The sequence below is a fragment of the Pseudonocardia sp. genome (genome assembly GCF_029263155.1).
Classification (GTDB): Bacteria; Actinomycetota; Actinomycetes; order Mycobacteriales; family Pseudonocardiaceae; genus Pseudonocardia.
The window spans coordinates 25,829-38,922 of record NZ_JAJCYB010000078.1; the positions used below are offsets into that span (position 1 = coordinate 25,829).

The window sequence follows — 13,094 nt, forward strand, 5'->3', positions numbered from 1 at the left end:
CGACAGCGCGCCGACAGGGGGCCTTCCTAGCGTCGGCGCATGACCTCACCGACACTGTCCACCCCCACCGCACAGGAGTTCGGCGAGCGCCTCTTCGGCGCGGTGCTCGGCCTCCAGCTCGCCCAGTCCACCTACCTCGGCGACCGGCTCGGCTACTACCGCGCCCTCGCCGCCGGCGGCCCGCTCACCCCCGCCGAGCTGGCGGCCCGGACGGCGACCGCGGAGCGCTACGCCCGCGAGTGGCTGGAGCACCAGGCCGTCTGCGGCGTGCTCACCGTCGACGACGGGCACACCTTCTCGCTCCCGCCCGGCACCGCCGAGGTGCTCACCGACGAGCTCAGCCCGAACCACGTACTGCCGCTGGCCCGGATGTGCGTCGGCCTCGGGCAGCACATGGACGCGCTGGCCGCTGCCTACCGCTCGGGCGGCGGGGTGAGCTGGGCCGAGTTCGGCGCCGACGCCCGCGAGGGGCAGGCCGCGATGAACCGGCCGCTGCTCCTGGGCCCCGTGCCGCGCGAGTACCTGCCGTCCGTGCCCGGGATCGCCGCGGTCCTGGAGCGCGGCGGGCGGGTCGCCGACGTCGGCTGCGGGCACGGCTGGTCGGCGATCGGGCTGGCGCTCGCGCATCCCGGCGTCACCGTCGACGGCTACGACCTCGACGCCCCCTCGATCGACGCGGCCCGCCGCAACGCCGTCGACGCGGGCGTGGCCGACCGGGTGCGCTTCCACCTCGCCGACGCCGCCGCGGTCACCGGCACCTACGACCTCGTGACCGCGTTCGAGTGCATCCACGACCTGCCCGACCCGGTCGGCGTGCTCACCGCGATGCGCAGGCTCGCCGGGACCCGCGGCGTCGTCCTCGTGATGGACGAGCGGGTGGCGGAGACGTACACCGCGCCCGGCGACGAGGTGGAGCAGCTCATGTACGGCTTCAGCCTGATGTGCTGCCTGCCCGACGGCCTGGCCCACCCGGGCTCGGTGGGCACCGGCACCGTGATGCGGCCCGACACACTGCGCCGGTACGCGAGCGAGGCCGGCTTCGACGGCGCCGAGGTGCTGCCGATCGAGGACACGTTCTTCCGCTTCTACCAGCTGGTGTAGCGGCGCCTACGCGCGGTCGGCCCTGCTCGTCGCACAGGTCGTGGAACGTCGCACAGGGTGCGAGGTCTGCGACGGGCCGCAGGGTGTGCGACGTGCGCCGGCGGATCGCTCCACCGCGGGTTCAGCTCGCGGCGGCCGCCCTGCGTCGCCGGGCCGGGGCCTTGGGCGCCTCCTGCGGCGTGACGAGCCCGGTGAGGAACTGACCGGTGTAGCTCGTGGGGTGCGCCGCGACCTGTTCGGGCGTGCCCTCGGCCACGACCGTGCCGCCTCCGGACCCGCCCTCCGGACCCATGTCGATGATCCAGTCGGAGGTCTTGATGACGTCGAGATTGTGCTCGATGACGATGACCGAGTTGCCCTTCTCGACCAACCCGTTGATCACCAGCAGCAGCTTGCGGATGTCCTCGAAGTGCAGGCCGGTGGTGGGCTCGTCGAGGATGTAGACGGTGCGGCCGTTGGAGCGCTTCTGCAGCTCCGACGCCAGCTTGACGCGCTGGGCCTCGCCGCCGGACAGCGTGGGCGCGGGCTGCCCGAGCCGCACGTACCCGAGCCCGACGTCGACGAGCGTGCGCAGGTAGCGGCTGATCGAGGTGATCGGCGCGAAGAACTCCGCGGCCTCCTCGATCGGCATGTCGAGGACGTCGGCGACGGTCTTGCCCTTGTAGTGCACCTCGAGCGTCTCGCGGTTGTAGCGGGCGCCCTTGCAGACCTCGCACGGCACGTAGACGTCGGGCAGGAAGTTCATCTCGATCTTGATGGTGCCGTCGCCGGAGCACGCCTCGCAACGGCCCCCCTTGACGTTGAACGAGAACCGCCCCTGCTGGTAGCCCCGCACCTTGGCTTCGGTGGTGGCCGCGAACAGCGTGCGGATCTTGTCCCAGACGCCGGTGTAGGTGGCCGGGTTGGACCGCGGGGTGCGCCCGATCGGGCTCTGGTCGACGCGCACGAGCTTGTCGAGCTCGTCGAGCCCGGTGATGCGGGTGTGGCGGCCGGGCACCTGGCGGGCGCCGTTGAGCTTGTTGGCCAGCACCGTGGCCAGGATGTCGTTGATCAGCGTGGACTTGCCCGATCCGGACACCCCGGTGACCGCCACCAGACAGCCGAGCGGGATGCCGACGTCGATCCCGCGCAGGTTGTGCTCCCGCGCGCCGACGACGGTGAGGCGGCGCTTCGGGTCAGGCCTGCGGCGGGTGGCGGGGACCGGGATGGAGCGCCGCCCCGACAGGTACGCGCCGGTGATCGAGGTGTCGTGCGACTCCAGGCCGTCGACCGGCCCGCTGTAGACGATGTGGCCACCGTGCTCCCCGGCGCCCGGGCCGATGTCGACGGCCCAGTCCGACGAGCGGATGGTGTCCTCGTCGTGCTCGACCACGATGAGGGTGTTGCCGAGGTCGCGCAGGCGCACGAGCGTCTGGATCAGGCGGCGGTTGTCGCGCTGGTGCAGCCCGATCGACGGCTCGTCGAGCACGTAGAGCACCCCGACCAGGCCGGACCCGATCTGCGTGGCCAGCCGGATGCGCTGCGCCTCGCCGCCGGACAGCGAGCCCGCCGCCCGGTCCAGCGAGAGGTAGTGCAGCCCCACGTCGAGCAGGAAGCCCAGGCGGGCCTGCACCTCCTTGAGGATGCTGCCCGCGATGATCGTCTGCCGCTGGTCGAGCACCATCCCGCCCAGGAAGGCCGCGCACTCCGCCACCGACATCGCCGAGATCTCGGCGATGGAGCGCTCTCCCTGGTCGCGGTGGGTCAGCGTGACGGCCAGCACCTCGGGCCGCAGCCGAGCGCCCTTGCAGACCGGGCACGGCACGTCGCGCATGTAGCCCTCGTAGCGCTCCCGCTGCGAGTCGGACTCCGTCTGGTCGAGGCGGCGCTCCAGGAACGGGATGACCCCCTCGTAGCTGGCGTAGTAGGAGCGCTCGCGGCCGTACCGGTTGCGGTAGCGCACGTGCACCTGGTCGTCGCTGCCGTGCAGCACGGCCTTCTGCGCCGCGGCGTCGAGCCTGCGCCACGGGGTGTCCATCCGGAACCCGATCGCCGACGCGAGCCCGTCGAGCAGCCGCCCGAAGTACTCCGCGGACTGCCCGCCCGACCAGGGCGCGATGGCGCCGTCGGCCAGGCTGGCCTCGGGGTCGGGCACCACGAGCTCCGGATCGACCTCCTTCTTGATGCCGATGCCGCTGCACTCCGGACACGCCCCGTAGGGCGAGTTGAACGAGAACGTGCGGGGCTCCAGCTCGTCGAGCGCGAGCGCGTGCCCGTTGGGACACGACATCCGCTCGGAGAAGCGCACCTCGCGGTGCGGGTCGGTGTCGGGGAGGTCGACGAAGTCGAGCACGATCAGTCCGTCGGCCAGCCGCAGCGCCGTCTCGACCGAGTCGGTGAGCCGCTGCTTGGCCGAGCCCTTGACCGCGAGCCGGTCGACCACGACGGAGATGTCGTGCTTCTCCTGCTTCTTCAGCTTCGGCGGGTCGGTGAGCTGGTGCACCGTGCCGTCGACGAGCACGCGCGAGTAGCCCTGCGTCTGGAGCTGGTCGAACAGGTCGGCGAACTCGCCCTTGCGGGTGCGCACGACCGGCGCCAGCACCTGGAACCGGGCGCCCTCCTCCATGGCGAGCACCTGGTCGACGATCTGCTGCGGCGTCTGCTTCTCGATCACGTGCCCGCAGACCGGGCAGTGCGGGACGCCCGCGCGGGCGTAGAGCAGGCGCAGGTAGTCGTAGACCTCGGTGATGGTGCCGACGGTGGAGCGCGGGTTGCGGTTGGTGGACTTCTGGTCGATCGACACCGCGGGGGACAGGCCCTCGATGAAGTCGACGTCGGGCTTGTCCATCTGCCCGAGGAACTGCCGCGCGTACGCCGAGAGCGACTCGACGTAGCGGCGCTGACCCTCGGCGAAGATCGTGTCGAACGCCAGGCTCGACTTGCCCGAGCCGGACAGGCCGGTGAACACGACCATGCTGTCGCGCGGCAGGTCGAGGTCGACGCCGCGCAGGTTGTGCTCGCGAGCGCCGCGCACGATCAGACGATCCGCCACGGAAGGGCCTCCTGGATCTGGAGAGTGGGCGAAGCGGCGCTGCTCCGGCCGGTGCTCCCATGCTATGCAGCGCCACCGACAATCACGCGCCGACACCGAGGATCGCACAGACGTTCGATGGCCCGGGAAGTCGGACCCGCGGCCCCGCGTGCGCGCAGGTCAGCGCCGGTGCACCCGGGGTTCCGCGGCGGCCGGCGACCGAAGGGCGGGAGGAGGCTCGGCGGCGACCGGTCCTCCGGCTGCGCCGGACGGGCCGGGTGGCGCCCCCGAGGTGCTCGGAGGGCCCGACCGCGGGACCCGGGCTACCCTGCGCGGCGTGGGAGAGCCGAACGTGTGGTCCGTGGCCCGGCTGGCCGACGACGACGGGCGGGTCGCCGACGTCGACGTCAACGGCGAGTCGCTGAGCTGCACGATCCCCGCCGACGCCACGCCCGAGCCCGAGGGCGCCACGCCGTTCGGGCTGCTGGCCGCCTCGCTGTCGTCGTGCACGGTGATGTCGGTGCGCACGTTCCTGCAGCGCTGGCGGGTGCCGCCGGGGGAGGTGACGGTGCGCGTGGCCGTACGCGGCGACGGCACGCCGATGCTGGAACGCACGGTCACCGTCGAGGCCGTCGTGGGTCCGGACCTGGCCGAGCAACTGGCCGCCGAGGTCGACTCCACGCCGGTCACGCGGCTGCTGCGGGACGCGGTGTCGATCCGCACGATCCTGCGGACCGGCGGGGGGCCCGCCCAGCCCTCGTAGGCCGCACGCACGTCGTCGACGATCAGCGAACGGTCCGGCGTCGAGGGCTCCAGCTCCGGCCGCGGCCGGTCGCGCGTCGGCGGACAGCGCGTGCACGGCCCGTTCACCCTGCACCCCGGGGAGCGGCGGACCCTGCCGTTCGCGATCGGCCTGCCGCTGCAGACGCCGTTCACCGTGCTCGGCCCGCACGAGCTGCCGAAGGTGCAACTGGGCCTGCGCACCGAGCTGGAGATCGCGAGGTCCACCGACAAGACCGATCTCGACCCGATCCGGGTCGGCGCCCCGCCCGTCGCCGACCGGATCTGCGGCGCGCTGGAGGGCATCGGCTGCCGGTTCCTGCGCTCGGATCTCGAGGCGACCCGGGTTCCCGGCGCGGAGCTGGGTTTCGTGCAGGAGGTGGAGTTCGCGCCGCCGCACGGGGTGAACCTGTCGGAGGTGGAGGTCGTGTTCCTGGCGGGACCGCACAGCACCGACGTGCTGCTCGTCGGCGACCGGCGCGGCGGCCTCCTCGACGCGGGCGGTGACACCACCCGTCGGCTCACCGTCGCCCACGACGCGCTGGACCGGCACTGGGAGTCGACCCTGACCGAGCACCTGCAGGAGCTGGCCCGCCGCCGCGGCCTGTTCGGCTGACCCACGGGCGCCCCCGCCCCCGGCCACCGCCCCCGGGTCACAGCACGTGGACGGACGGCCGGCCGGTTCCGCGGTCAGGCCACGCCCAGTAGGCGTTGCGCCGTGTCCGGGTCGCGCCGGAACTCGGCCGTCGGCACCCGGTGCACGATCTCGCCGCGCGCCATCACCGCGACGGTGTCGGCCACCCCGAACGCCAGGTGCAGGTCCTGCTCCACCAGCAGCACCGCCACCCCCTCGGCGCGCATCGTCGTGATCACCGCACCGATCTGCTCGACGATCGCGGGCGCGAGGCCGTCGGAGGGCTCGTCGAGCAGCACCAGTCGCGGGTTGGTGAGCAGCGCCCGGGCCACCGCCAGCATCTGCTGCTCGCCGCCCGAGAGCTGCCCGGCAGGCTGCCGGTGGCGCTCGCGCAGCCGGGGCAGCAGGTCGAGGACGGCGTCCACGGTCCAGGTGCCCCTCCGCGACCGGGACGCCAGCGACAGGTGCTCGGCCACGGTCAGCGTCGACCACACCCGCCGGCCCTGGGGCACCAGCGCCACCCCCGACCTCGCGATCACGTCGGCCCGGCGCCCGGCGAGCTCCGTCCCGTCGAGCGTGACGGACCCCGAGGTGACGGGGACCAGCCCGGCCAGCGTCATGACCAGCGTGGACTTGCCCGCACCGTTGCGGCCCAGCAGCGCGAGCGTGCCGCCCCGGTCCAGGTCGAGATCGACGCCACCGAGCACGGTGCTGCGGTCGTAGCCCGACACGAGGTCGCGGACCACCAGGAAGCTCATCGTTCCCCCGCTCGTCGCGCCGGCCGTTCGATCACGGGTTCAGTCACGGGTGAACAGCTCCTCGCGACGCCCGGCCCCGAGGTAGGCCTCGCGGACGGCGTCACTGGCCCGCACGTCGGCGGGGGTGCCGGAGAGCAGCACCGCGCCCAGGTGCAGCACGGTGACCGAGTCGGCGAGTGCGAAGACCAGGTCGAGATCGTGCTCGACGAACAGCACGGTGACCTCCGGCGGCAGGCCGGACAGCAGCTCCACCAGCCGCCCGCGTTCGGCGGCCGACATCCCGGCCGCGGGCTCGTCGAGCAGCAGCAGGGTGGGCCGGCAGGCCAGCGCCAGCGCCACCTCCAGCTGCTTTCGCTCACCGTGCGACAGCGCGGGCACGGCCGTGTCACCGCGCCCGGGCAGCCCGACGTCGGCGAGCAGGGCGTCGGCCCGGTCCCGCACTTCCGGACGGCGGCGCGGCAGCAGGGAGATCCGCGAGCCGTCGTGTCGCTGCAGCGCGAGGGAGACCGTCTCCGCCGCCGTCATCGACGCGAACAGGCTCGAGTGCTGCAGCGTCTGGCTCATGCCCAGCCGGTTGCGCCGGACCTCCGACAGGCCGGTGACGTCACGACCCGCCAGCTCGATGCGGCCGGCGTCCGCCCGCATCGTGCCGGTCACCAGCTTGAACAAGGTGGACTTCCCGGCGCCGTTCGGCCCGATCAGGGCGTGCCGCGCACCGGGCGCGACGGTGAGGTCGACGCGGTCCACGGCCGTCAGCGCGCCGAACGAGCGGCTGACACCGCTGCAGCTCAGGGCGCTCACGCCCGCCTCCTCGGCCGGAGCCCGGCGGCGCCCCGCGGCAGCAGGTACACCACCAGCACGAACACGACGCCCAGCACCAGCGGGCCGTGGCCGTCGAGGGTGGGGCTCAGCGCGTCGCGGACGAGCACGACCAGCGCCGCCCCGAGCACCGCGCCCCACAGCGACCCGGCCCCGCCGATCACCACGGCCAGCAGCATCAGCGCGGAGATCAGGAAGCCGACGTCGGCCACCGACACGAGCCGGGACTGCGCGACGAGCAGCGAACCCGCGACCCCCGCGACCCCACCGGCGATCACGAACACGGCGTACTTGTAGAGCGCGGTGGGGTAGCCCAGCGCCCGCATCCGCGGTTCGTTGTCCCGGATCCCGCGCAGCGCCGCGCCGAACGGCGACCGGGCCACCAGCCACACCAGTCCGAACCCGAGCGTGAACACGACGAGGATGTACCAGTGGGCGAAGCCGAGGTTGGTGAGCGACTGCCCGCCGACCTGCACGGCCGGGATGCCGGTGAGGCCGTTCGCGCCGCCCGTCACCTCCTCCCAGCTGTTCGCGATCTGGCTGACGATCTCGCCGATCGCGAGCGTCAGCATCAGGAAGAACACCCCGGCCGTCCGCGCGGTGATCCAGCCGGTCAGCGCGGCCGCGACCGCGCCCACCCCCGCACCGACGAGCAGCGGCACCGGGAACTCGGCGGTGACGTTGATCGACACCCAACCCGCCGCGTAGGCGCCGGAGCCGAAATAGGCGGCGTGCCCGAGCGACGGCAGGCCGGTGACGCCCACGAGCAGGTCCAGGCTGACCGCGAACAGCGCGAACACCAGGATGCGGCTCAGCGTGGACACCGCGAACGGGGCCAGGAACAGCGGCGCCGCGGCCAGCACCACGAACACCACGACCGCGACCCACCGGCCCCGGCCGCCCCGGGGCACCGGCGCGGCGCCGCCGGGCACGGCGGGCGTCTCGACGGCGGTCACGACGCCGCCCCCGTGGCGACGGGGGCGGCCGGCGCGGGTCGCTCGACCCGGGGCCGACCGTTCGATCCGGGGCGCCCGGTGATCACCGTTTCGGAACGGGCAGGCGTGAGCGACCGCAGTTGATCGTCGTTCCGGAACCCGGGCCGGCACAGAGCACGCCCCGCGGTTCCGAACCGGCGATCATCTGGCCCGGTCCCGCACCGCACGAACGCTGCCCCCACGGGGCCGCGCCCGCCGGTGGACGCGCGCACGGACCCCGCGCGCACGGACCCCGTGAGAACGCGCCCCTCGGCTGATCCGAACGCCGCACTCGCCCGGGTCACCGCCGGCACCGCGGTCACCGCGCCACCGCCGGCGTCCCGAACAGGCCCTGCGGCCGCAGCACCAGCACCACGGCCAGCGCCCCGAACAGGACGAACGAGGCCAGGTCCTGCAGCAGGAAGCGGCCCAGCGTGTCGATCTGCCCGATCACCAGCGCCCCCACGAGCGCGCCGCGCACCGACCCCAGCCCCCCGATGACGACGACGACCAGCGCGAGGATCAGCACCGTCGCGTCGAGCCCCGGCCGGGCCCCGTAGATCGGCCCGCCCAGCACCCCCGCGACCGTGGCGAGCAGCGAGCCGACGCCGAACACCGCGACCTTGACCAGCCGGTTGTCGATCCCGAGCGTGGCCACCATCTCCCGGTCGGCGACCGTGGCCCGCACCAGCGCGCCGACCCTCGTGCGCTCCACGACCAGGTAGACGGCCAGCGCCAGCACCGCCCCGATCACGATGATCAGCAGCCGGTAGGTCGGGTACACCGCGCCCAGCACGGACACCGAGCCGTCCAGGCCGGGCGGGGGCGGGGCGGACAGCGGGTCGTCGCCGAACCGGATGATCAGCAGCTCGGCGACGATCAGCGACACGCCCAGCGTCAACAGCGCCTGGTCCAGGTGCGAGCGTTTCCGCAGCGGCTCGGTCATCAGCGACAGCACCCCGCCCGCAAGCAGCCCGCCGATCGCGGCGAACCCGAGCGCGGCCAGGAACCCGCCCCAGCTGCCCGCCAGCGTCGCCCCGAGGTACGCGCCGCCGAGGAACAGCGCGCCGTGGGCAAGGTTGAGCACGTCCATCATCCCGAACACGAGCGAGAGCCCGACCGCGAGGATGAACAGCAGGAACCCGATCGCGAACCCGTTGAGGACGCTGACCAGCATCTCAGGCCGGCTGGCTCTGCGGCCCGAGGTCCTGGGTGACGGCGTTGACCAGCGTGCCGCCGTCGTCCTCGACGGTGCGCAGGTAGATGTTCTGCCGCGGGGTCTGGCCGTCGAACTCCCAGGGGCCGCGCGGGCTGTCGTCGACGGTGCCGATCCCGCCCAGCGCGGCGGCCAGCGAGTCCCCGTCGAGCGCGGTGGCCGTCGCGAGCGCGCGGTCGAGGACGTTCGCGGCGTCGTAGGTCTGGGTGGCGAAGGTGCTCGGCGGCTCGCCGTGGGCGGCGGTGTAGGCCTCGACGAACGCGGTGTTCGCCGGGTTGTCGAGCTGGTCGGTGTAGTGCAGCGTCGTCTGCACGCCCAGCGCGGCGGCGCCCTGCTGTGCCAGCACCGAGCCCTCGGTGAGGAAGCCCGAGCCGTAGAGCGGGATCGTGTCGGACAGCCCGAACTGCTGGTACTGCTGCACGAACGTGATCGCCTCGGCGCCGGAGAAGAAGCAGAAGGTGGCCGTGGCCCCGGAGGCCTGGATCGTGGACAGGAACGGCTGGTAGTCCGACGTCGTGCCGAACGGGGTCTTCGCCTCGCCCGCGATGGTGCCCCCGCCCGCGGTGTAGGCCGCCGTGAAGCCCTCGATGACCTCGGTGCCCGCGGCGTAGTCCGGTGCGATCGCGAAGACGTCGGGAGCCGACCCGGACTCGGCCAGGTAGGTGCCCATCGCCGCCGCGATCTGCGCGTTGGTGAACGAGGTGCGCCAGATGTAGGGGGTGCGCTCGGGCCCGGTGAGGGCGCCGGCCCCGGCGTTGGTCACGACCAGCAGCTTCTTCGACTCGGTGAGCAGGTCCGTGACGCCCAGCGCGGTCGCCGAGTTGACGATGCCGACCACGACGTCGACGCCGTCCTGCTGGATCACCCGCTGGACCGCCGGAACGCCGGTCTGGGGTGTCTCGCCCTCGTCGACGGCGACGGTCTCCACGGTGTAGTCACCGAACATGCCGCCGTTGGAGTCGAGCCAGAGGTCCCAGCCACGCTGCATGTCGGTGCCCAGCGAGGCGTAGACACCGGACTGCGGCACGACCAGCCCCACCTTGACCGTGCCACCGCCACCGGCCGCGGGGGTGCTCCCCCCGCCACCGACCGTGCTGCCGCACGCCGACAGGACGGGCAGGGTCGCGGCGGCACCGAACAGGCCGAGCAGCCTGCGGCGGGTGAGGGCGGGGTGCTCCATGTCGGGACTCCTCGATGAGTTGACCGGTGGTGGTGGGACGTTCTACAAACGGGGAGCGAATCGGACGGATCGTGTAGTGCAGCGGGGCGGATGTCAACGCCTCCGGTGAGCACCCGGGCGGGCCGCAACCCGATCGTGACGCGCACTAGTGTGGACGGGGTGGACGCTGCAGACACCTATTCCGGTCACACCGATCCCGGCGGCGCGGCGATCCGCCGCGAGCTCGACGGCCTGACCATCTCCAAGCTCTCCGTCGGCCCGATGGACAACAACGCCTTCCTCCTGGTCTGTGGGGCCACGAACGAGGCGCTGCTGATCGACGCGGCCAACGACGCCGACCGCCTGGCCGATCTCGTCGGCTCCGGCGACGGCCGCCCCGAGCTGCGCCACCTCGTCACCACGCACCGCCACCCCGACCACTGGCAGGCCCTCGGCGCGGTCGCCGGCATGTTCCAGACCCGCCAGATCGCGCACCCGCTCGACGCCCCGGAGCTGCCGATCCCGATGGACGTGCTGGTCGACGACGGCGACACCGTGCGCTTCGGGGACGTGGAGCTGGAGGTCGTGCACCTGCGCGGCCACACCCCCGGTTCGATCGCCCTGCTCTACCGCGGCGCCGACCGGCCGCACCTGTTCACCGGGGACTCCCTGTTCCCGGGGGGCCCCGGGCGGACCACCAACCCCGAGGAGTTCACCTCGCTGCTCGACGACCTGGAGAGGCGGGTGTTCGACCGGCTCCCCGACGACACCTGGGTCTACCCGGGCCACGGCGACGACACGACCGTCGGCACCGAGCGCCCGAGCCTGCCGGAGTGGCGCGACCGCGGCTGGTAGGCGGCGCGTGCGCCGACGTGCGCCGGCGCACGGCCGGGAGACCGGACTCAGGCCGTCGCACGGCGACGGCGGTATGCCGCCGAGCGGGCCCGGTTGTTGCAGGTCGACGAGCAGAACCGGCGGCCGGAGTTCTTGGACTCGTCGAGGAACACCCGCTCGCACGCGGCCGCCTCGCAGGTACCCAGCCGCCGCCACTCGCCCGCCCCGATCAGGCGGGCCAGGTTCTCGGCGCAGATCGCGGTCCACATCGGCAGCACCGCCGCGTCGACGGGGTGGTGGTGCACCCGCCACCGGCCTCCCTCCTTCGCGAGGTACGGGTGGGCGGGGTGGGCGGCGAGCAGGTTGTTGAGCCGCGCGGCCGCCGCGTCCACGTCACCCCGACCGAGATCGGCGAACACCTCGCGCAGCCGGTGCGCCAGCGCGACGAATCCCGGCACGTCGGCCGGGACCAGCCGGGCGACCGACGGTGGGTCGACGGCCAGGATCCGCGCCAGGACGGGCAGCTCCACGCCGGGCGCCATGTCGTTGACGAGGTCCGCGGCGGCGAACGCGCCGGCGTCGATGTAACGATCGAAAACATCTTGACCTGTCACGCGGAAGCTCCTAACGTTCTCACGGTCAAAAGAGCTTACATCCGTGACGGAGGCGCGCCGATGACGACATCGATCCGGCAGGCGGTACCGCGGGACGGCGAGGCGATCGCGGCGCTCTGGCACCGCGGCTGGCGCGACGGCCACCTCGGGCACGTGCCCGCGGCGCTGCTCCCCCACCGACAGGCGGCCGACTTCCGCGCCCGCGTACCCGCGCAGATCCCGTTCACCGCGGTGGCCGCCGCCGGTGCGGAGGTCATCGGCTTCGTCACGGTCCGGGGCGACGAGGTCGAGCAGCTCTACGTCGCCGCACCCGCGCGGGGCACCGGAACCGCGGCCGCCCTGCTGTCGCACGGCGAGCGGGTCGTCGCCGCGACGCACGGCCGGGCCTGGCTGGCCGTCGCCGGCGGGAACGCCCGCGCCCGCCGCTTCTACGAGCGCCGGGGCTGGTCCGACGCCGGGCCCGTCGACTACGCGGCCGCTACGGCCGGAGGGGAGGCGGTCCTCGTCCCGTGCCGCCGCTACGAGAAGGCCGTGGCCCGGGTGGCCCTGATCGACGGGCGCGCCTCGTGACCACCTGGAGCGGGTTCGCCGCCGCCGCACCGCGGATCGCCACGATCTTCACGCGCCGCCACGCCGCCACCGGCAAGCTGTGCATGCTCGCCACCCTGCGCTCCGACGGTTTCCCGCGGATCAGCCCCGTCGAGCCACGGTTCTTCGAGGACCGGCTGTGGATCGTCGGCATGCCGGAGACCACCAAGTTCCGCGACCTCGGTCGTGACCCGCGGTTCTGCCTGCACACCGCCACCGTCGACACGCAGGTGACCGACGGCGACGCCAAGCTGTGGGGAGTGGTGCACGACGTCGCGGACCGGGCGCTGCACCAGCGGTTCGCCGAGGACCTGTTCGCCGACATCGGGCTGGACCTGCGCGGGCAGGTCTTCGACCACTGCTACGCCGCCGACCTGACGGGAGCCTCGGCGGTGGAGGTCGGCGACGGACACATGGACGTGACGATCTGGAAGCCCGGGGAACCGGAGCGAGTGGTCCGCAAGCACTGAGAGCCTGTTGGCGAACTGATCATGCGGCCTGTCGATCCTGCTGTCGGGGTGGTGCTGGTGCGCGGTCGGTGCCCCAGCGTGGCGGGGGTGGTCCTCCGGATCGTTGGGCTACGAGTTGTCGGGTCATGATCGCGGTG

General features: G+C 73.2%; 13 protein-coding genes. 6 read left to right on the plus strand and 7 right to left on the minus strand.

Going from position 1 to position 13,094, the window contains the following annotated elements; translation table 11 throughout:
- Positions 1-39 precede the first annotated feature (39 nt).
- Positions 40-1,101 (plus strand): class I SAM-dependent methyltransferase, encoded by a 1,062-nt coding sequence (locus Q1K26_RS17025; RefSeq protein WP_300013536.1) that lies wholly within the window; start codon positions 40-42, stop codon positions 1,099-1,101.
- A gap of 121 nt (positions 1,102-1,222) precedes the next feature.
- On the opposite strand, the gene uvrA is transcribed toward Q1K26_RS17025, so the two are convergent.
- Positions 1,223-4,132 carry an excinuclease ABC subunit UvrA gene (uvrA, locus tag Q1K26_RS17030; protein ID WP_300013539.1) on the minus strand — a complete coding sequence of 970 codons (2,910 nt, stop codon included), beginning with the start codon at positions 4,130-4,132 and terminating at the stop codon, positions 1,223-1,225.
- 316 nt (positions 4,133-4,448) lie between these two features.
- Between uvrA and Q1K26_RS17035 the strand changes: the two genes are divergently transcribed.
- Positions 4,449-4,874: an OsmC family protein gene (locus Q1K26_RS17035; protein WP_300013542.1), complete on the plus strand. Its 426-nt coding sequence runs from the start codon at positions 4,449-4,451 to the stop codon at positions 4,872-4,874.
- Between the two features lie 21 nt (positions 4,875-4,895).
- Complete coding sequence (locus tag Q1K26_RS17040) at positions 4,896-5,507, plus strand: sporulation protein (protein WP_300013570.1); 612 nt, start codon at positions 4,896-4,898, stop codon at positions 5,505-5,507.
- 74 nt (positions 5,508-5,581) lie between these two features.
- On the opposite strand, the gene Q1K26_RS17045 is transcribed toward Q1K26_RS17040, so the two are convergent.
- The 5 genes from Q1K26_RS17045 to Q1K26_RS17065 form a co-directional block, all read right to left on the minus strand.
- Entirely contained in the window at positions 5,582-6,283 is a 702-nt protein-coding gene (locus Q1K26_RS17045; protein WP_300013545.1) for an ABC transporter ATP-binding protein, read from the minus strand.
- A 39-nt stretch (positions 6,284-6,322) separates the two neighbouring features.
- Complete coding sequence (locus Q1K26_RS17050) at positions 6,323-7,084, minus strand: ABC transporter ATP-binding protein (RefSeq protein WP_300013547.1); 762 nt, start codon at positions 7,082-7,084, stop codon at positions 6,323-6,325.
- Complete coding sequence (locus Q1K26_RS17055) at positions 7,081-8,058, minus strand: branched-chain amino acid ABC transporter permease (protein ID WP_300013550.1); 978 nt, start codon at positions 8,056-8,058, stop codon at positions 7,081-7,083. The genes Q1K26_RS17050 and Q1K26_RS17055 overlap by 4 nt, the downstream gene beginning before the upstream one ends.
- Before the next feature lie 337 nt (positions 8,059-8,395).
- Entirely contained in the window at positions 8,396-9,253 is an 858-nt protein-coding gene (locus Q1K26_RS17060; RefSeq protein ID WP_300013553.1) for a branched-chain amino acid ABC transporter permease, read from the minus strand.
- 1 nt (position 9,254) lies between these two features.
- Complete coding sequence (locus Q1K26_RS17065; protein WP_300013556.1) at positions 9,255-10,472, minus strand: ABC transporter substrate-binding protein; 1,218 nt, start codon at positions 10,470-10,472, stop codon at positions 9,255-9,257.
- A 159-nt stretch (positions 10,473-10,631) separates the two neighbouring features.
- On the opposite strand from Q1K26_RS17065, the gene Q1K26_RS17070 reads away from it, so the two are divergent.
- Positions 10,632-11,306 carry an MBL fold metallo-hydrolase gene (locus tag Q1K26_RS17070; protein WP_300013559.1) on the plus strand — a complete coding sequence of 225 codons (675 nt, stop codon included), beginning with the start codon at positions 10,632-10,634 and terminating at the stop codon, positions 11,304-11,306.
- Positions 11,307-11,353: 47 nt separating this feature from the next.
- On the opposite strand, the gene Q1K26_RS17075 is transcribed toward Q1K26_RS17070, so the two are convergent.
- Entirely contained in the window at positions 11,354-11,899 is a 546-nt protein-coding gene (locus Q1K26_RS17075; protein WP_300013562.1) for a CGNR zinc finger domain-containing protein, read from the minus strand.
- A gap of 60 nt (positions 11,900-11,959) precedes the next feature.
- Here Q1K26_RS17075 and Q1K26_RS17080 point away from each other — a divergent pair, with 60 nt between their 5' ends.
- Positions 11,960-12,469: a GNAT family N-acetyltransferase gene (locus Q1K26_RS17080; RefSeq protein WP_300013564.1), complete on the plus strand. Its 510-nt coding sequence runs from the start codon at positions 11,960-11,962 to the stop codon at positions 12,467-12,469.
- Entirely contained in the window at positions 12,466-12,957 is a 492-nt protein-coding gene (locus Q1K26_RS17085) for a pyridoxamine 5'-phosphate oxidase family protein (RefSeq protein ID WP_300013567.1), read from the plus strand. Before Q1K26_RS17080 ends, Q1K26_RS17085 begins: the two co-directional genes overlap by 4 nt.
- Positions 12,958-13,094 lie beyond the last annotated feature (137 nt).